Below are 19,989 nucleotides of genomic sequence, written 5' to 3' on the forward strand. Positions count from 1 at the left end.
CCATGAGTTTGCTCAATATCGGGATGTCGGGTCTCAACGCCAGTCAGGTGTCGTTGGCGACTGTCGGCAATAACATTGCCAACGCCAACACCGCCGGCTATTCACGCCAGCAGACCATTCAGACCAGCAATGCCTCGAACCTCAATGGCGGGGTGTTCATCGGCAGCGGCACGACCCTGGCGGATGTGCGTCGGGTGTATAACGCCTATCTCGATCAGCAGCTGCAGACCAGCACTTCGCTGAGCAACGATGCCAACTCCTACCTCGAGCAGGTGAACCCGCTCGACAAGCTGTTCTCGGACAAAACCACCGGCATCAGTGCGGTGTTGAGCAGCTTCTTTGCCGCCGTGCAGACCTCGGCCGCCACGCCCAGCGACACGGCTGCGCGGCAGTTGCTGCTGACCAATGCGCAGACCCTGAGCAACCGCTTCAACGCGTTGTCGTCGCAGATGCAGCAGCAAAACGAAGGCATCAACAGCCAGCTGACCACCATGACCGAAAAGGTCAATCAGCTGACGGCCTCCATCGCCTCGCTGAACCAGCAGATTTCCCAGGCCGGCAGCTCGACCGGCAGCGGCCCGAACAACCTGCTCGATGCGCGTAACGAAGCCGTGCGCACACTCAATGAGCTGGTCGGCGTGACCGTCCAGGAACAGAACGGCAGCTACAACGTATCCCTTGGTACCGGCCAGTCGCTGGTGTTGGGCAACACGTCCAACACCCTGACGACCGCCCGCACCGGCATCGACAAGAACCAGGTGACTATCCAGGTCAAATCGCCTTCTTCGGTGAGCGATGTGACCTCTGTCATCAGCGGCGGCAAGATCGGCGGACTGCTGCGCTACCGCGACGACGTGCTGGTGCCGGCAATGAACGACCTGGGCCGCACCGCCATCGTGGTCGCCGACAAGATCAACCGGCAGTTGGGCCAGGGCCTCGACGCCAATGGCGAATTCGGTGCATCGCTGTTCTCCAGCATCAACAGTGCCGCAGCGATCAGCCAGCGCAGCCTGGCCGCCTCGAGCAACAGCGCGGGCTCGGGCAATCTCGACGTCACCATCACCAACTCCAGTGCGTTGACCGCCTTCGATTACGAAGTGACGTTCACCGCTGCGGACAAGTACACGGTCAAGCGCTCCGACGGCAAAAGCATGGGCAGTTTTGATCTGAATCCGGCGGCCGAGATCGATGGGTTCAAGCTCAATCTCAACGGCGCTGCCCTGAGTGCGGGCGATACCTTCAAGGTGATCCCGACACGCACCGGTGCCAGCAACATCACCACGCAGATGACCGATTCCAACAAGCTGGCCTTTGCCGGCGCCCTGGTCGCGACCAGCAACACCGGCAACGGCGGCACTGGCGCCTTGACCGCGCCCGCGCTGACCGTGCCGATGGACATCTACGCCGGCGCCGACCTGGCCGACCTGCAGGCCGGGATCAAGAATTCCATGCCGGTGACCCTGACATTCAAGGACGCTGTCGGCGGCAGCCAGGGCTACGAAGTGTTCAACGCCAAAGGCCAGAGCATTGGCACCGGCACCATCGTGCCGGGGCAGGGCAACGACCTGACGATCAACGTGCCGATGCTCGACGCGACGGGCACGGCGATCCCTGGCAAATCGTTCTCCTTCAACACCACGGTCAGCGGCTCGCCGTCGAAGAACGACAAGTACGAAGTCGCCTTCAACGTCGACGGCAAGAAAGACAACCGCAACGCCAACGAATTGTTGGGCCTGCAAACCAAGGCCACGGTCGGCGTCAGCGGCGGCAACGCCGGCATGAGCATGACCACCGCCTACAGCCGCCTGGTGGAACAGGTCGGCGCCAAGGCCAGCCAGGCCCTGGGCGACAGCACCGCCAGCGGGGCGATCCTGGCCCGCGCCAAGTCCGAAGTCGCCTCCGTGTCCCAGGTTAACCTGGACGACGAGGCCGCCGATCTGGTCAAGTTCCAGCAGTACTACACCGCGTCGTCGCAGATTATCAAGGCCGCGCAAGAAACCTTCAGCACGCTGATCAACAGTCTTTAAGGGAGTCTTCGACGATGCGAATTTCTACAGCCCAGTACTTTGAGACGAGTGCGGCCAAGTACCAGAACAACTTCTCCTCGATTGTGAAGACTCAGGAGCAGATCACTTCGGGCGTGCGTATTCAGAGTGCCGGTGATGATCCTGTCGGGGCTGCGCAGTTGTTGATGTTGCAGCAGCAGAAGGCGATGCTGGGGCAATACAGTACCAATATGGGCAGCATCAAGAGTTCGCTGTCCAACCAGGAGAGCGTCCTTGAAAGCCTGAATACCTCGATTCAGCGCGGTCGCGAACTGGCGCTGCAGGCCGGCAACGGTGGCTACAGCGATGCTGATCGAAAGTCGATTGCCAGCGAAATCGGTGAGATCGAAGAGCAAGTATTGGGCCTGCTCAATAGCAAGGATCCGTCCGGCAACTACATGTTCTCCGGCTCGAAAACCCTGACGCCGCCGTATGTGCGCAACAACGATGGCACCTACTCTTATCAGGGGGATGACAACCAGTTGAGCTTGCAAGTCTCTGACATCTTGTCGATTGCGACCAACGACACCGGTAAGAGCGTCCTCGAGTCGGCCACGAACTCAGGTCGCACCCAGGCGGTACTCGATCCCTCCAAGCCTAATGACGGTACGGTTTCAGTGTCGGCAGGCCTGATGAAATCGAATGCGGCCTACACCAAGAACTTTGCTGCAGGCGAGCCTTACGAACTGAAGTTCGTCGACAGTACTCACTACACCATCGCTGATAAGGATGGTAACGACGTGACCACCGAAGTGTCCGGCAATGGCACTTTTGATGCGAGCAAGCAAGGTGGTTCGACCATCAATTTGCGCGGAGTGGAGTTCGACATCACGCTGCGACTAAAGGCGCCTATCGATCCGGTGACCACGTTGCCAATGACGCCAGATGAAGAAGTGAAGGATCACATTTTTTCGTTGGGCACCAAGCCTGACAGCTTTAACTCTTCACGTACGCCGAGCAATACCTCGACTGCTCAGATCACCGGTTCTGGCGTCTCCAGTCAATCTGACTACGTCAACGGATTTCCTAACAGCGGCGTGGTGGTCAAATTCACCGATGCGACAAACTACGAAGTCTTTGCCCAGCCAATGGGCTCGGACAGCAAGCCAATCGGTGCTGGGGTGCTGACTGCGGGCTCGATCACGGTAGCGGGGGTCAAGCTCGACTTCACCGGCGCCCCGGCAGCGAATGATCAATTCGTAGTAGGTGCCAGCAGCCACAAGACTCAGAGTGCACTGGATACATTGAGTCAGTTACGCCAGGCGCTCGAAACCCCTGCCGACGGCAATGATCTGGCTCAGATCAAGCTCAAGGACGCGGTTAATGCGGCGATCAGTAACCTGTCCAACTCCAGCGAGCAGATCGACAACGTTCGCGGGTCCATTGGTGCTCGATTGGGTGCGATCGACATCCAGAGCGCCGAAAACACCAGCATCGGTCTGGTAAACACCAGTACCCAGGCCGCAATTGGCGATACTGACGTGGCAACTGCATCTATCGACCTGGCCTTTCAGCAATCACTGCTGCAAGCCTCGCAATTGGCGTTCGTCAAAATCGCCCAGTTGAGCCTGTTCAACAAGCTGTAACCCTCCTTGATTGCCGGCACCCCAGGGTGCCGGCGATGTCTAGTTGACGCTTTTTCCTCCCTTAGGTTGATCGTTTTTACCCTCCAGTCGGCGGTTGATCGCCTGTTTGTGACTGGATGTTTGGTATAAGCCACGCATAATGCGTGACCTGCGAGTCATAAAGCGCATCTTCACTGTATTGTGTAAAAAAGGATGGGCAGGGGGCGGACCCTTGTCGGGCGTGTTTTCCGGATTGCGGAGCGCCTGCGCCGTATTTTTTCACTCGGCGAAGTCCAGTATTGTCAGTACCTCTCGGTCTTGCGAGCGGTGATCTCCAGCTATTTAGTATTGGGAAGCCACAATGATTGGCATAAAAAGCATTGCCAGCTACGTGCCAGCGAGTGGGCTGGATAACTATGCTCAGGGCGCGAAGTTCGAAAAGGATGAAGAATTCATCCTTGGAAAAATCGGCTCGGCGTTCCTGCCGCGCAAGGACGCTGCCCAGGAAACCTCCGACCTGTGTGTCGAGGCCGCCAACGCGTTGTTCGCCAATAATCCGCAGCTTGATCGTCAAGCCATCGACGTATTGATCGTCGTCACCCAGAACGGGGACGAAGAAGGCCTGCCGCACACTTCGGCCATCGTCCAGGACAAGCTCGGCCTGTCGACCAACGTCGCAGCCTTCGACATCTCCCTGGGGTGCTCGGGGTATGTCTATGGCATCTACGCCATCAAGGGCTTCATGGAAGCCACCGGCCTGAAGAACGGCCTGCTGATCACTGCAGACCCGTATTCGAAAATCGTCGACCCGGAAGACCGTAACACCACCATGCTGTTCGGCGACGCCGCCACCGCCACCTGGATGGGGGAAGACGCGGCCTGGCAGCTCGGCAAGGCCAAGTTCGGCACCGACGGCTCCGGTGCCCCGCACCTGAAGGTCACGGACGGCGTGTTCTATATGAACGGCCGGCAGGTGTTCAACTTTGCCCTGCTCAAGGTGCCGGCGCATCTGCACGAGTTGCTCGATGAGTCTGGCCTGCAGTCTCAGGACATCGATGCGTTCTGCATCCACCAGGGCAGTGCGGCCATCGTCGACGCCGTGGCTCGGCGTTTCGAAGGCGAGCCGGAGAAGTTCGTCAAGGACATGGTCGAGACCGGCAACACCGTGTCGTCGAGCATTCCGCTGCTGCTGGAAAAGCACATGTTCGACTCCAGCTGGAAGCGCGTGGCAATCAGTGGTTTCGGCGTGGGCTTGTCCTGGGGTTCGGCGATTATTCACCGTCCCTGACGCGCCAGTTAAATAACGCCAAAAAAACGCCCATGACCGCGAGGTCATGGGCGTTTTTGCATTCTGGGGGGCAGAGCTAAGGTGTTGAATCGCAAGGAGTGGCACGGTGCTAGTAAAAAAAATCAAAAAAGCGCTCAAGCAACCTGCTTTTACGACGATAACTATTACGAAGGTTCTCTAGGCCACACCCGGCGGTTGCCAGGGCCGGAAGCCGCAGCACCCAACCAACGAGGAATTCGTCATGTCTTTATCTGTTAATACCAACATCACCTCCCTGGGCGTTCAGAAAAACCTGAACAAGGCTTCCGATGCTCTGAGCACCTCGATGAGCCGTCTGTCTTCCGGCCTGAAAATCAACAGCGCTAAAGACGACGCTGCCGGCCTGCAGATCGCTAACCGTCTGACCAGCCAGATCAATGGTCTGAACGTTGCCGTGAAAAACGCCAACGACGGTATCTCCATCGCCCAGACTGCTGAAGGCGCGATGCAAGAATCCACCAACATCCTGCAGCGTATGCGTGAACTGGCTCTGCAATCGGCGAACGGCTCGAACAGCAGTGACGACCGTACTTCCCTGAACCAGGAATTCACCGCACTGTCGGGTGAGCTGAACCGTATCTCCAACACCACCACCTTCGGTGGCAAGAACCTGCTGGACGGTTCGTTCCAGAACACCAGCTTCCAGGTAGGCGCCAGCGCTAACGAAACCATTTCGTTCGGCATGGGCAACTTGAGCGCTTCGGGCCTGAAAGGTTCTTACAGCAGCGCTGAAGTGACTGGCAAAGAAATGTCTGCGATGGCAGCCAGCGTAAAAGGTTCGACCACCACGTTAAAGCAAACTGATGTAGAGGGCGTTGCTGTTACTGGGACTTTTGACGTCACCGGTAATGAAAAACTCAGCATCAATGGTGTTGATATCAAGCTAGATGCAGCAGTTGCCACTGATATTGATGCGGTGCAGGCAGATATCCAAGCTAAATTAACTGCTGCAGGTGCTGCTGCTACTGGCATTACCGCCACAGTTAATGGCGGAAAACTAACCATTTCCAATGACGCCGGTCCCGTTTCAATTTCAGGTGCTGATGTAGGTAAATTTGGTCTTACCGCTGGTACCACAAGCACTAAGACGGATGGTGCGGTCGTTCCTCAAAAAGCCGGTAGCATCTTGGTCAATGGCTCTGCTGTTACTTGGAATGGCACTTCGGACGACGTTGACTCCATTCTTGATCAGATCGAGGCATTGGCTGGTGTCGGTGTTGGTAACGCTAAGATTGTTGACGGTCAAATCTCTATCACCTCCCAGAACGGCACCAAACTGACACTGGCAGACAATACTGGCGCTAATGACAGCGGCTCTCTCGCCTCGCTAGGTCTGAAAAGCGGCATTTCCGACGTGAAGATGACTGCTGATACCTCGCTGAAAATCGGTACCACAGAAATCAAGATCACCAAAGGTAGCGATCTTGATGCTGTTATTTCGTCGATCAACAGCGCCAGTGCCGGTGCTACCGCTACTAAAACAGCCGATGGCAAGATTCAACTTAGCGGCAAGGCAGACATCGTTATCTCGGCAGGCAACACCGGCTCGCTGGGCGACCTGGGCTTGACTGCTGGCACCACCAACGCCAGCGAAACCCAAACCACCGTTGGCGACCTGGACATCCTGACTGCTGCTGGTTCGCAGCAATCGGTTCAAGCTCTCGACGCTGCCATCCAGCAGATCGACAGCCAGCGCGCCGCACTGGGTGCCGTTCAAAACCGTTTCGACAGCACCGTAGCCAACCTGCAAAGCATCGCCCAGAACTCCACCGCTGCCCGCGGTCGCGTTCAGGATGCTGACTTCGCTTCCGAAACTGCCGAGCTGACCAAGCAACAAACCCTGCAACAGGCTTCCACCGCGATCCTGTCCCAGGCTAACCAGCTGCCATCCGCTGTACTGAAACTGCTTCAGTAATTCCAGCGTCTGGTGATTGAAATGGAAGGGCGCGTCTAACGCGCCCTTTTGTTCATTCCGTTGGTTTCTCATGTGAGGAGATGGTAATGGACATGAGTGTCATGTTGAATCAAGCCCCGCCCGTGAATCCGGTGCAAGGGACAGTCAGCGCAAAACCGTTGGTGCAATCTGCCGATGTGAGCACAGTTACACCAGTGGAACAGCCCAAGCGGGCAGAATTGGAAAAAGCAGTGACCGAGATCCGCGACTTCGTGCAATCGACCAAGCGCAATCTGGATTTCTCCATCGATGATTCGACGGGTCGTGTCGTGGTCAAGGTCATTGCTACAGAGAGCGGTGAAGTCATTCGCCAGCTACCTTCAGAAGCAGCATTAAAACTGGCAGCGAGCCTGCACGACGCCAGCAGCCTTTTGTTCGACGAAAGAGCCTGATCTGGCACGGGTTTTGATGCTGGCTGTTAAAGGTTAATCGCTCGTCAAGAACATGGCGACCGTCCGGGAAGGAGAAGAAACATGGCAAGTTCAACCGTCAGTGGCATTGGGTCAGGGATTGATACCCAGAAAATTGTCACCGCTTTGGTCGAAGCCGAAAAAGCGCCCAAGCAAGCCCAGATCGACAAGCAGACCGCTTCCACCAGCACCACGCTGTCGGGTCTGTCGATGATCAAGAGCGCGCTGGACACCTACCGGGCAGCGATTGCCAAACTCAATACAGCCACCGCATTCGGCAGCATTTCCGGTGCGTCTTCGGATGAGAAAATCGCCAAGACCACGGTCAACGATGCCGCTACCAATGGTACCTATGCACTTGAAGTGACCAAACTGGCCACGGCCTCGAAGGTCTCCACTGCTGTGTTTGCCGGTGGCGCTTCGAGCGTAGTGAATAGCGGGACTCAGGCAACCACCCTGACCATTTCCCAATCGGGTAATGATTACGGTGTGATCATTGAGCCGGGTGCCACGCTGCAGGAAACCCGTGACGCGATCAACGAACAGCTTAAATCGAAGAACATCAGTGCCAACATTCTGACCGACGCCAACGGATCTCGTTTGGTCGTGAGTTCGAACACCACCGGCAAAGGTACTGAGCTGACCCTCAGCGGTGCCGCGGAGCTGACCAAGGATTACGTGGTCACCACTGTCCCGCAGAATGCCGAATACACGCTTGATAATGTGAAAATGGAGTCTGCTTCCAACTCCATTTCCTCGGTGGTGAGCGGTGTAAACCTGGAGCTGATTACAGCAGGCAAGTCCACCATTACGGTGTCGAGCAGCACCGCGCAGCTGAAAACGTCTGCCCAGGCTTTCGTTTCGGCCTACAACGCGCTGATGACTGCCATCAATACACAAACCAAGGTGACTGCTACGGCGACCGCGACTGGCGGTGCGACAACTACTGCTGGAGCCCTGACCGGTGATGCGACCATGCGCAGCCTGGTGTCGTCAGTGCGCAATGAGTTGGTTTCCGCTGAAGCTGGGTCAGGCAACAGCGGCCTGAGCATGCTCTCGCAACTGGGCATCAACACTGACAAAAGTACGGGGTTGTTGACCCTTGACGATGCCAAGTGGGACAAGGGCGTGAAAGCGTTTGGTCCCCAGGTTGTCGAGCTGTTTACCGGCAAGACTGGCCTGATCAGTCGCATGACCAGCGCGACCGATGCGTTTGCAAAATCCGACGGAGTCCTGGCTCAGCGCCAGACCAGCCTGACTGAGTCCCTGGATTCGCTCAAGGTCGATCAGGAAAGCCTGACACGCCGCATAGCGACCTTGCAGACCACGTTGACCGCCAAGTACACCGCGATGGACACCCTGGTTGCCCAGTTGAACGCGAGTTCCAAGAGCATCATGACCACGCTCAACGCGCTGAACAAAGTCAGCGACGACTGATGATTGCCTGACCGACAACCCGGACTCCTGTGCTCAGGCGCTCCGGGTTTTTTTTATCTGGCTCGCCGCTCCAAGACTAAAGTTCTGCCGGCTTGGGTCGATAAAAAGTCATGGTAGATAATTGACCGTTTACAGTTTTTCAAGGAATCGAACATGAACCCTATGAGAGCCCTACGCCAGTATCAGAGCGTTAACTCGCACGCGCAGACTTCCGAGGCTAGCCCGCACCGCCTGGTGCAGATGCTGATGCAAGGCGGTCTTGATCGTATTGCCCAGGCAAAGGGCGCGCTGGAGCGCAACGATACTGCTGGCAAGGGCCTGTGCATCGGCAAGGCCGTGGCGATCATCGGAGGTTTGCGTGAGGGCCTGGACCCAGAGAAATCGCCAACGCCTTTGGCAGATCTCGACAGTCTTTACGACTACATGATGCGTCGCCTGACGGAGGCGAACATCAAAAGCGATCCGCTCATTCTCGATGAGGTCGCCGGGTTGCTCAGCAACATCAAGGAAGGATGGGATGCCATCGCGCCCTGATGGTCTTCGCTTTAATTCTCGAGGAACAACGCCATGAGTCAAGCATTGCAACGGATTGAACAAACCCGCGAAGCGCTCATCGATGCGCTGGCCGAGCGTGATTGGGATGCGATTGGCGAGCTGGATACGGCCTGCCGGGAATGCGTCGATGAGGTGCTGAGCGAAGCGCCGGTCGACGAGGAGGCTGTGCGCACCAATCTGGAAAGCCTGCTGGCGGTGTACAAGGATTTATTGACGGCGACGATGGGCGAGCGTCAGGCGATAGTCGACGAGATGTCGCAGATCACCCAAGCGAAGAGTGCGGCGAAGGTTTACCATCTGTTCGGCTAATGAATCCCCGGTTAATCCAGACATCTGCGCCATATATTTGACTGTGCACGGTTTTTTGACTTAACTAGTGGCTGTTTACAGATTCCAGGCGTCTCATAGACTTAACAGGTCTGCAAGCGTCTAGCTTGCCCACTCATTTCGGGCACCGGGTTGACTAGGGAAGTTGCTATTGCATGTGGCGTGAAACCAAAATCCTGCTGATTGATGACGATAGCGTCCGCCGCCGCGACTTGGCGGTGATTCTGAATTTTCTCGGTGAAGAAAATTTGCCCTGCGGAAGCCATGACTGGCAGCAGGCTGTGGGCTCTCTATCGTCTAGTCGTGAAGTGATCTGTGTCCTAATCGGGACGGTCAATGCTCCTGGTGCACTTTTGGGCTTGCTTAAGACACTCTCAACCTGGGATGAGTTCCTTCCGGTTTTGTTGATGGGCGATAATTCTGCCAGCGACTTGCCTGATGACCAGCGTCGACGCGTGCTGTCGACCCTGGAAATGCCGCCCAGCTACAGCAAATTGCTCGACTCCCTGCACCGTGCCCAGGTCTATCGCGAGATGTACGACCAGGCCCGCGAGCGCGGTCGGCATCGCGAACCCAATCTGTTCCGCAGCCTCGTCGGCACCAGCCGGGCGATCCAGCATGTGCGCCAGATGATGCAGCAGGTGGCTGACACCGACGCCAGCGTGCTGATTCTCGGCGAGTCGGGCACCGGCAAGGAAGTGGTGGCGCGCAATCTGCACTACCACTCCAAGCGTCGTGACGCGCCGTTCGTGCCGGTCAACTGCGGGGCGATCCCGGCCGAGTTGCTGGAAAGCGAATTGTTCGGCCACGAGAAGGGCGCGTTCACCGGGGCGATCACCAGTCGTGCCGGGCGCTTTGAGCTGGCCAATGGCGGCACGCTGTTCCTCGACGAAATCGGCGACATGCCGCTGCCGATGCAGGTCAAGCTGCTGCGCGTGCTGCAGGAGCGCACTTTTGAGCGTGTGGGTAGCAACAAGACCCAGAGCGCCGATGTGCGCATCATTGCCGCGACCCACAAGAACCTCGAAAGCATGATCGAGATCGGCACCTTCCGCGAAGACCTCTACTATCGCCTGAACGTGTTCCCGATCGAGATGGCGCCGTTGCGTGAGCGCGTCGAAGACATCCCGCTGCTGATGAACGAACTGATCTCGCGCATGGAGCACGAGAAGCGCGGTTCGATCCGTTTCAACTCGGCGGCGATCATGTCGCTGTGTCGTCACGGCTGGCCGGGCAACGTCCGCGAGCTGGCCAACCTGGTGGAGCGCATGGCGATCATGCATCCGTACGGGGTGATCGGCGTGGTCGAGTTGCCGAAGAAATTCCGTTACGTCGACGACGAAGACGAGCAACTGGTCGACAGCCTGCGCAGCGACCTGGAAGAGCGGGTGGCCATCAACGGCCATACCCCGGACTTCTCCGCCAATGCCTTGCTGCCGCCGGAAGGCCTGGACCTCAAGGACTACCTCGGTGGCCTGGAGCAGGGGCTGATCCAGCAGGCGCTGGATGATGCCAATGGCATCGTGGCGCGCGCCGCTGAACGCCTGCGTATTCGTCGAACCACCCTGGTGGAGAAGATGCGCAAGTACGGCATGAGCCGGCGTGATGGTGATGAACAGGCAGATGATTGACGCCTGTTTTTCAAGTCCTTCATTTATAGGCGGTTTTTTTTAGGCACGGGTATTGCTACATCCCTCGCAACGTTCCGTTTAACTGACGGTCAGCCAAGCGAGAGTGCCCGATGCCCCAAGCCGCCCAGATGTCTCCTGTCCCTGACGCTTCGGGGCCACTGTCGTCCGCAGAGCAGGCCAGCCGGCTGGGTCTTGAGCAGTCGTTTGCGCTGTTCAACCAGATGTCGAGCCAGTTGACTGACTCCTACAGCATGCTCGAAGCCCGGGTGACCGAGCTCAAGGGCGAGCTGGAAGTGGTCAGCGCCCAGCGCATGCAGGAACTGGCGGAAAAAGAACGCCTGGCCAACCGCCTGCAAAACCTCCTTGATCTGTTGCCCGGTGGCGTCATCGTCATCGACGCCCAGGGCATCGTGCGCGAAGCCAATCCTGCTGCCTGTGAGTTGCTGGGTCTGCCCCTGGAAGGCGAGTTGTGGCGCCAGGTGATTGCCCGCTGCTTTGCGCCGCGTGAGGACGACGGGCATGAAATCTCCCTCAAGGACGGTCGGCGCCTGTCGATCTCGACCCGCTCGCTGGATGCCGAGCCGGGCCAGTTGGTGCTGCTCAACGACCTGACTGAAACCCGTCACCTGCAGGACCAGTTGGCCCGGCATGAACGCCTGTCGTCCCTGGGGCGGATGGTCGCGTCCCTGGCGCATCAGATCCGCACGCCGTTGTCCGCCGCCTTGCTTTACGCCAGTCACCTGACCGAACAGGAGCTGCCCGTGGCCACGCAGCAGCGCTTCGCCGGGCGTTTGAAAGAGCGGCTGCACGAGCTGGAGCATCAGGTGCGCGACATGCTGATTTTCGCCCGAGGCGAGCTGCCGCTGACCGATCGCATCACCGCGAAAATGCTCATGCAGTCGCTGCAGGCTGCGGCCCAGGCGCATGTGCAGGGTCTGCCGATTCGCTGGCAATGCGACAGCCATGCCGGTGAGTTGCTGTGCAACCGCGACACCCTGGTGGGGGCGATTCTCAACCTGATCGAGAATGCCATCCAGGCCAGCGCCACGGACGTGCGATTGAAGGTGCATCTCTATGCCCGGGGCAGCCATCTGCGGGTGGCGATCAGCGACAGTGGCAGCGGCATCGATCCTGCGGTGCTGGCGCGCCTGGGCGAACCCTTTTTCACCACCAAGGCCACCGGTACGGGCCTGGGCCTGACCGTGGTCAAGGCAGTCGCCCGTGCCCATCAGGGCGAATTGCTGCTGCGCTCGCGACCCGGTCGTGGCACCTGTGCGCAGGTGATCCTGCCGCTGTTTTCCAATGAACAACCCCCCTGTAGGAGCGAGCTCGCTCGCGAAAAACCAGAGAGCGCCACGCAGACTCTGGTCCCCACCGCAATCGAAAACGCCTATCGCAAGCAGGGAGCGAAGTAACCCAAATGCCAATCAAGGTTCTGCTGGTCGAGGATGACCGGGCACTGCGCGAAGCGCTGGCCGATACCCTGTTGCTCGCGGGGCACGACTATGTCGCCGTCGGCTCGGCAGAAGAGGCCCTGACGGCCGTCACCAGGGATGCGTTCAACCTGGTGCTCAGCGACGTCAACATGCCGGGCATGGATGGTCATCAATTGTTGAGCCTGTTACGCGCGCGGCAGCCGCAGCTGCCTGTGTTGCTGATGACGGCCCACGGTGCGGTCGAGCGCGCGGTGGATGCCATGCGCCAGGGTGCGGTGGACTATCTGGTCAAGCCGTTCGAGCCCAAGGCGCTGCTCGATCTGCTCGCGCGGCACGCCCTGGGCAGTGTCCCGGCCGAGGGCGAGGGGCCGATTGCGTTCGAGCCGGCCAGCGCCCAGCTGCTGGACCTGGCCGCTCGCGTGGCCCGCAGTGATTCCACCGTGCTGATTTCCGGCGAGTCCGGAACCGGCAAGGAAGTGCTGGCGCGGTACATCCATCAGCACTCCCATCGGGCTGCCCAGCCGTTTATTGCGATCAACTGCGCGGCAATCCCCGACAACATGCTCGAGGCCACGTTGTTTGGCCACGAAAAGGGCTCGTTCACCGGCGCGATTGCCGCGCAGGCAGGCAAGTTCGAGCAGGCGGATGGCGGCACTATCCTGCTCGACGAGATATCCGAGATGCCCATGGGGCTGCAGGCCAAGCTGCTGCGAGTGTTGCAGGAGCGGGAGGTCGAGCGGGTGGGTGCGCGCAAGCCGATTTCCCTGGATATCCGGGTGGTTGCCACCACTAACCGCGACCTGGCGGCAGAAGTGGCGGCAGGGCGCTTCAGGGAGGATCTGTACTATCGGCTGTCGGTGTTCCCGCTGGCCTGGCGCCCGTTGCGCGAACGGACCGCCGACATTCTGCCGCTGGCTGAGCGTCTGCTGGCCAAACACGTCAATAAAATGAAGCATGCGGCGGCCAGGCTTTCGCCAGAAGCGCAGGCGTGCCTGATCGCTTATCCGTGGCCGGGGAATGTGCGCGAGCTGGATAACGCCATCCAGCGGGCGTTGATCCTGCAGCAGGGCGGGTTGATCCAGCCTCAGGATTTCTGCCTGGCCGGGCCGGTTGCCTGTGCGCCGTTGCCGGCATTGGCGGCGCCGCTGCCCCTGGTCGAGGCCGAGTCCGCCGGGGCCTTAGGGGATGATCTGCGCCGACGCGAGTTCCAGATGATCATCGACACCCTGCGCACTGAACGCGGCCGGCGCAAGGAAGCCGCCGAACGCCTGGGCATCAGCCCGCGCACCCTGCGCTACAAACTGGCGCAGATGCGCGATGCCGGGATGGACGTGGAAGCTTACCTGTTCGCCACCTGATCCCGGAGAACCTGATTTGTGATCAGTGCCCACATAGCTGGCACCCTTGTTGCTACCACCTGTATACCCGCCGAGTGAGCGTCAAAAAATTGCGGGTAGTCATTGGGAGTGGAACATGAGCCAAGGTATTGAATTTAATCGGTTGATGCTGGATATGCGAGCCATGCAAATGGACGCCATGTCTGCGCCAAAAGCGACTGCCGCCGTGCCTCAACTGCCGGGCAGCAGCTTCTCCGATATGCTCGGCCAGGCCGTCAATAAAGTGAACGAAACCCAGCAGGCGTCCAGCCAGCTGTCCACCGCGTTCGAGATCGGTAAAAGCGGTGTCGACCTGACTGACGTGATGATCGCCAAGGAAAAAGCCGGCGTGTCGTTCCAGGCCATCACCCAGGTGCGCAACAAGCTGGTCCAGGCGTATCAAGACATCATGCAGATGCCGGTTTAAGGACGATATTGAGTCATGGCAGAAGCAGCCAGCGATAACGTTCCGGCCAAGGCCAGCGCAATAGGCGGCAAACCGCCGCTGTTCGGCTTGTCCTTCCTGGAAAACCTTTCCCAGATGACCATGCTGCGTCAGGTCGGCCTGTTGGTCGGCCTGGCAGCGAGCGTGGCCATTGGCTTTGCCGTGGTCCTGTGGTCCCAGCAGCCGGATTACCGCCCGCTGTACGGCAGCCTCGCCGGAATGGACGCCAAGCAGGTGATGGACACCCTGGCGGCCGCTGACATTGCCTACTCCGTCGAACCCAATTCCGGCGCCTTGCTGGTCAAGGCCGAAGACCTGTCCCGCGCGCGGCTCAAGCTCGCGGGCGCTGGTGTCACCCCCAGCGACGGCAATATCGGCTTTGAAATCCTCGACAAGGACCAGGGCCTGGGGACCAGCCAGTTCATGGAAGCCACCCGTTATCGTCGCGGCCTGGAAGGCGAACTGGCGCGCACCATCTCCAGCCTGAACAACGTCAAGGGTGCCCGGGTGCACCTGGCCATTCCGAAAAGCTCGGTGTTCGTGCGCGACGAACGCAAGCCCAGCGCCTCGGTACTGATCGAACTGTACTCCGGCCGCTCCCTGGAGCCTGGCCAGGTGCTGGCGATCATCAACCTGGTGGCGACCAGCGTGCCTGAGCTGAGCAAGTCCCAGGTCACCGTGGTCGACCAGAAGGGCAACCTGCTATCGGACCAGGCGGAAAATTCCGAGCTGACCATGGCCGGCAAGCAATTCGATTACAGCCGCCGCATGGAAAGCATGCTGACCCAGCGCGTGCACAACATCCTGCAACCGGTGCTGGGTAACGATCGCTACAAGGCTGAAGTGTCCGCCGACGTGGATTTCAGCGCCGTCGAATCGACCTCCGAGCAGTTCAACCCTGACCAGCCGGCGTTGCGCAGCGAGCAGTCGGTTAACGAACAACGCACCACCAGCAATGGTCCGCAAGGCGTACCGGGGGCCCTGAGCAACCAGCCGCCATCGCCGGCGTCCGCGCCTGCAACCACCGGTGGCGCTACCGCTTCTGCCGGCATGGTGCAGCCCGGTCAGCCGCTGCTGGACGCCAATGGCCAACAGATCATGGACCCGGCCACCGGTCAGCCGATGCTGGCGCCTTACCCGGCAGACAAGCGTCAGCAGTCCACCAAGAACTTCGAGCTCGACCGTTCCATCAGCCACACCAAGCAGCAGCAGGGCCGTTTGAATCGCCTGTCGGTGTCGGTGGTGGTGGACGACCAAGTCAAGATCAACCCGGCCAACGGTGAAACCAGCCGCGCGCCGTGGAGCGCCGATGAATTGGCGCGCTTCACCCGTCTGGTGCAGGACGCGGTCGGCTTCGACGCGAGCCGTGGCGACAGTGTCAGTGTGATCAACATGCCGTTCTCCGCCGAGCGCAGCGAAGTGATTGCCGACGTGCCGTTCTATTCCCAGCCGTGGTTCTGGGACGTGATCAAGCAAGTGCTGGGCGTGTTGTTCATCCTGGTGCTGGTGTTTGGTGTGCTGCGCCCGGTGCTCAACAACATCACCAATGGCGGCAAAGGCAAGCAGCTGGTCGGCATGGGCAGCGACGTCGAGTTGGGTGGCATGGGCGGCCTGGATGGCGAACTGGCCAACGACCGCGTCAGCCTCGGCGGCCCGCAGAGCATCCTGCTGCCGAGCCCGAGCGAAGGCTATGATGCACAGTTGAACGCAATCAAGAGTCTGGTGGCAGAAGATCCGGGTCGTGTGGCCCAGGTCGTGAAAGAGTGGATTAACGCAGATGAGTGATAACCGAGCCGTTGCCGCCAAACTGTCCAAGGTCGACAAAGCCGCGATCCTGCTGCTGTCCCTGGGCTCTACCGATGCTGCGCAGGTGTTGCGCCACATGGGGCCCAAGGAGGTCCAGCGTGTGGGCGTGGCCATGGCGCAGATGGGCAACGTGCACCGCGAGCAGGTCGAACAGGTGATGAGCGAGTTCGTCGACATCGTCGGCGACCAGACCAGCCTGGGCGTCGGTTCTGACGACTACGTGCGCAAGATGCTCACCCAGGCCCTGGGCGAAGACAAGGCCAACGGACTGATCGACCGGATCCTGCTGGGGGGCAACACCAGCGGCCTCGACAGCCTGAAATGGATGGAACCACGCGCCGTCGCCGACGTGATACGCTACGAGCACCCACAGATCCAGGCGATCGTCGTGGCGTATCTCGACCCGGACCAGGCTGGCGAAGTGCTGGGCAATTTCGACCACAAGGTGCGCCTGGACATCATCCTGCGCGTATCCTCGCTGAACACCGTGCAGCCGGCGGCGCTGAAGGAACTCAACCAGATTCTCGAGAAGCAGTTCTCCGGCAACTCCAACGCTTCGCGCACCAACCTCGGTGGCATCAAGCGCGCAGCCGATATCATGAACTTCCTCGACAGCTCGATGGAAGGGCAGTTGATGGATTCGATCCGCGAAGTCGACGAAGACCTGTCCGGTCAGATCGAAGACCTGATGTTCGTGTTCAACAACCTGGCCGATGTCGACGACCGCGGCATCCAGGCGTTGCTGCGCGAAGTGTCCTCCGACGTACTGGTGTTGGCCCTCAAGGGCTCGGACGAGAACGTCAAGGAGAAGATCTTCAAGAACATGTCCAAACGAGCGGCCGAACTGTTGCGCGACGACCTCGAGGCCAAGGGCCCGGTGCGCGTCAGCGACGTGGAAACCGCACAGAAAGAAATCCTCACCATCGCCCGCCGTATGGCCGAAGCCGGAGAAATCGTTCTCGGCGGGAAGGGCGGCGAAGAGATGATCTAAGGTCACCATGTCGACCAAACACGATGAGTCCCAGACTGACCTGATCCGTGCCAAGGACGTCAGCACTGTCGATATCTGGTCCCTGCCCAGTTTCGATCCCTACGTCCCCGCGCCCGAGCCGGAACCTGTGCCCGAGCCTCCGGAAATGCAGGAGGTGCCGCTGGATGAGGTCCAGCCAATGACCCTCGAAGAACTCGAGAGCATTCGCCAGGAGGCCTACAACGAAGGCTTCGCCACGGGCGAGCGCGAGGGTTTCCACAGCACGACGCTCAAGGTTCGCCAGGAAGCCGAAGCGGCGCTGTCGGCCAAGGTCGGCGCGCTGGAAAAGCTCATGGGTCAGTTGTTCGAACCGATTGCCGAGCAGGACACCCAGATCGAAAAATCTTTAGTCGACCTGGTGCAGCACATCACCAGACAGGTGATCCAGCGCGAACTGGCGATCGATTCGACCCAGCTTGAACACGTCATGCGCGATGCCCTGAAGCTCTTGCCGCTGGGCGTGGGGAACGTGCGGCTGTACATCAATCCGCAGGATTTCGAACAGGTCAAAGCCCTGCGCGAGCGGCATGAAGAAACCTGGCGCATCGTCGAGGACGACACGCTGTTGCCCGGCGGTTGCCGGGTCGAGACCGAACACAGTCGTATCGATGCCACAGTGGAAACACGCCTGGCGCGGGTCATGGACAAGCTGTTCGATCAACTTCACGAACAGGCCCTGCATCCTGCTGCCCCGGACTTGAGCGTGGAACTGTCGGGGCGCAATCCGCCGCCAGTCGCCCCGGCGGCGGACGAACCTGATGCGCCTTGATCGCACCAGCTTCGCCAAGCGCCTGGGCAGTTACGCCGAGGCCACGCAACTGACCGGCGGCCCGATCCTGGAAGGCCGCCTGCTGCGCATGGTCGGCCTGACCCTCGAAGCCGAAGGCTTGCGCGCCGCCATGGGCAGCCGCTGCATGGTCATCAACGACGACAGTTACCAGCCAGTGCAGGTGGAAGCCGAAGTCATGGGCTTCTCCGGTAATAAAGTGTTCCTGATGCCGGTGGGCAGCGTCGCCGGTATTGCGCCGGGCGCCCGGGTGGTGCCGCTGGCCGATGCCGGTCGCTTGCCGATGGGCATGAGCATGCTCGGGCGGGTACTGGACGGCGCCGGTCGTGCGCTGGACGGCAAGGGCGGGATGAAAGCCGAGGACTGGGTGCCGATGGATGGCCCGACGATCAACCCGCTCAAGCGCGAACCGATCAGCGAGCCACTGGATGTGGGCATCCGCTCGATCAACGGATTGTTGACCGTGGGGCGCGGCCAGCGTCTGGGTCTGTTTGCCGGTACCGGCGTGGGCAAGAGTGTGCTGTTGGGCATGATGACCCGCTTCACCGAGGCCGACATCGTGGTCGTCGGCTTGATCGGCGAGCGCGGACGCGAGGTGAAGGAGTTCATCGAGCACATCCTGGGCGAGGAAGGGCTCAAGCGTTCAGTGGTGGTGGCTTCGCCGGCGGACGATGCGCCGTTGATGCGCCTGCGTGCCGCGATGTACTGCACGCGCATCGCCGAGTACTTCCGCGACAAGGGCAAGAATGTCCTGTTGCTCATGGATTCCCTGACCCGTTTCGCCCAGGCCCAGCGGGAAATCGCCCTGGCCATTGGCGAACCGCCGGCGACCAAGGGTTACCCGCCTTCGGTGTTTGCCAAGTTGCCGAAACTGGTCGAGCGCGCGGGTAATGCGGAGAAGGGCGGGGGCTCGATCACCGCGTTTTATACGGTGCTGTCCGAAGGCGATGACCAGCAGGACCCGATTGCCGACTCCGCACGGGGCGTGCTCGACGGTCACATCGTGCTGTCGCGGCGCCTGGCCGAGGAAGGTCACTACCCCGCTATCGATATCGAAGCGTCCATCAGCCGGGTCATGCCGTCGGTAGTGACGCCGGAGCACATGACCCGGGCGCAATACTTCAAGCAGCTGTGGTCGCGTTATCAACAGAGTCGCGACCTGATCAGCGTCGGCGCCTACGTGGCCGGCGGTGACCGCGAGACCGACCTGGCGATTGCCCTGCAACCGCAGCTGGTCAAATACCTGCGCCAGGGCTTGAACGACAACATCAGCCTGGGTGAAAGCGAAGCCTATCTTGGCTCGATCTTCGCCCCGGCGGCCGGCGGCTAACCGGCCATGGCCCAGAGTCGAGCTTCGCGCCTGGCGCCCGTGGTGGACATGGCCGAGAAGGTCGAGAAAGCCGCGGTGCAGCGCCTTGGGCATTTTCAGGGCCAGGTGCGCCTGGCCGAAAGCAAGCTCGCCGACCTTGAAGCCTTCCGCCTCGATTATCAGGAGCAATGGATCGTGCGCGGCAGCAGTGGGGTGTCCGGCCAGTGGTTGCTCGGCTATCAGGGGTTTCTCGCGCAACTGGGCACTGCCATCGATCAGCAGCGGCAAAGCCTGGCCTGGCACCAGAACAACCTGAACAAGGCGCGCGACACCTGGCAGCAGGCCTATGCCCGGGTGGAAGGGCTGCGCAAACTGGTGCTGCGCTACATGGATGAGGCGCGCCGCCTGGAGGACAAGCGTGAGCAGAAGCTGCTGGATGAATTGTCCCAGCGGCTGCCGCGGCAAAACCCTTATTAATATCCGCCCCTTTTGATCTTGCTCCTGTCACCACCAAATGCTAAACCTTGTACAAGCAAGTTCCCCCAAGAC

Annotated in this window: 16 protein-coding genes and 1 pseudogene; all 17 read left to right on the top strand. The window is 59.9% G+C overall.

Translation table 11 applies throughout. The features are described 5' to 3' along the window. Positions 1-2 precede the first annotated feature (2 nt). The gene (gene flgK / locus HYI44_RS07165; RefSeq protein ID WP_122837931.1) at positions 3-2,027 is read left to right on the top strand and encodes a flagellar hook-associated protein FlgK; all 2,025 of its coding nucleotides are present in this window, start codon (positions 3-5) and stop codon (positions 2,025-2,027) included. 14 nt (positions 2,028-2,041) lie between these two features. Next, a complete protein-coding gene (locus HYI44_RS07170; protein WP_122837932.1) occupies positions 2,042-3,631 on the top strand; it encodes a flagellar hook-associated protein 3 in 1,590 nt (529 codons plus the stop codon). Positions 3,632-3,971: 340 nt separating this feature from the next. Beyond that, a complete protein-coding gene (locus HYI44_RS07175; protein WP_225569060.1) occupies positions 3,972-4,898 on the top strand; it encodes a ketoacyl-ACP synthase III in 927 nt (308 codons plus the stop codon). 241 nt (positions 4,899-5,139) lie between these two features. Then, positions 5,140-6,852, top strand: coding sequence for a flagellin (locus tag HYI44_RS07180; protein WP_225569061.1), 1,713 nt, complete (start codon positions 5,140-5,142; stop codon positions 6,850-6,852). Positions 6,853-6,938: 86 nt separating this feature from the next. Next, complete coding sequence (locus HYI44_RS07185; RefSeq protein ID WP_225569062.1) at positions 6,939-7,283, top strand: flagellar protein FlaG; 345 nt, start codon at positions 6,939-6,941, stop codon at positions 7,281-7,283. Positions 7,284-7,364: 81 nt separating this feature from the next. Further along, positions 7,365-8,738, top strand: coding sequence for a flagellar filament capping protein FliD (gene fliD / locus HYI44_RS07190; protein ID WP_225569063.1), 1,374 nt, complete (start codon positions 7,365-7,367; stop codon positions 8,736-8,738). 153 nt (positions 8,739-8,891) lie between these two features. After that, positions 8,892-9,272 carry a flagellar export chaperone FliS gene (gene fliS / locus HYI44_RS07195; RefSeq protein ID WP_045058884.1) on the top strand — a complete coding sequence of 127 codons (381 nt, stop codon included), beginning with the start codon at positions 8,892-8,894 and terminating at the stop codon, positions 9,270-9,272. A gap of 33 nt (positions 9,273-9,305) precedes the next feature. Next, positions 9,306-9,602 (top strand): flagellar protein FliT, encoded by a 297-nt coding sequence (gene fliT / locus HYI44_RS07200; RefSeq protein ID WP_045058885.1) that lies wholly within the window; start codon positions 9,306-9,308, stop codon positions 9,600-9,602. Between the two features lie 173 nt (positions 9,603-9,775). Further along, on the top strand, positions 9,776-11,251 hold the full coding sequence (locus tag HYI44_RS07205; RefSeq protein WP_045058886.1) for a sigma-54 dependent transcriptional regulator: 1,476 nt from the start codon (positions 9,776-9,778) through the stop codon (positions 11,249-11,251). Positions 11,252-11,379: 128 nt separating this feature from the next. After that, positions 11,380-12,546 (top strand): annotated as a pseudogene (locus HYI44_RS07210) (sensor histidine kinase); the annotation flags it as partial. A gap of 125 nt (positions 12,547-12,671) precedes the next feature. After that, a complete protein-coding gene (locus HYI44_RS07215) occupies positions 12,672-14,045 on the top strand; it encodes a sigma-54-dependent transcriptional regulator (protein WP_225569064.1) in 1,374 nt (457 codons plus the stop codon). 115 nt (positions 14,046-14,160) lie between these two features. Next, a complete protein-coding gene (fliE, locus tag HYI44_RS07220) occupies positions 14,161-14,490 on the top strand; it encodes a flagellar hook-basal body complex protein FliE (protein WP_045058888.1) in 330 nt (109 codons plus the stop codon). Positions 14,491-14,505: 15 nt separating this feature from the next. Next, complete coding sequence (gene fliF / locus HYI44_RS07225) at positions 14,506-16,293, top strand: flagellar basal-body MS-ring/collar protein FliF (RefSeq protein WP_122837938.1); 1,788 nt, start codon at positions 14,506-14,508, stop codon at positions 16,291-16,293. Beyond that, positions 16,286-17,305 carry a flagellar motor switch protein FliG gene (gene fliG, locus HYI44_RS07230; RefSeq protein ID WP_045058890.1) on the top strand — a complete coding sequence of 340 codons (1,020 nt, stop codon included), beginning with the start codon at positions 16,286-16,288 and terminating at the stop codon, positions 17,303-17,305. The genes fliF and fliG overlap by 8 nt, the downstream gene beginning before the upstream one ends. Positions 17,306-17,312: 7 nt before the next feature. Beyond that, positions 17,313-18,113 carry a flagellar assembly protein FliH gene (fliH, locus tag HYI44_RS07235; protein WP_122837939.1) on the top strand — a complete coding sequence of 267 codons (801 nt, stop codon included), beginning with the start codon at positions 17,313-17,315 and terminating at the stop codon, positions 18,111-18,113. Then, positions 18,103-19,461, top strand: a complete 1,359-nt coding sequence (gene fliI / locus HYI44_RS07240) for a flagellar protein export ATPase FliI (RefSeq protein WP_045058892.1) — start codon at positions 18,103-18,105, stop codon at positions 19,459-19,461. The genes fliH and fliI overlap by 11 nt, the downstream gene beginning before the upstream one ends. A gap of 6 nt (positions 19,462-19,467) precedes the next feature. Then, entirely contained in the window at positions 19,468-19,917 is a 450-nt protein-coding gene (fliJ, locus tag HYI44_RS07245; protein WP_045058893.1) for a flagellar export protein FliJ, read from the top strand. Positions 19,918-19,989: the final 72 nt, after the last annotated feature.

It is taken from the genome of Pseudomonas sp. Y24-6, assembly GCF_020295325.1.
Taxonomy (GTDB): Bacteria; Pseudomonadota; Gammaproteobacteria; order Pseudomonadales; family Pseudomonadaceae; genus Aquipseudomonas; species Aquipseudomonas gregormendelii.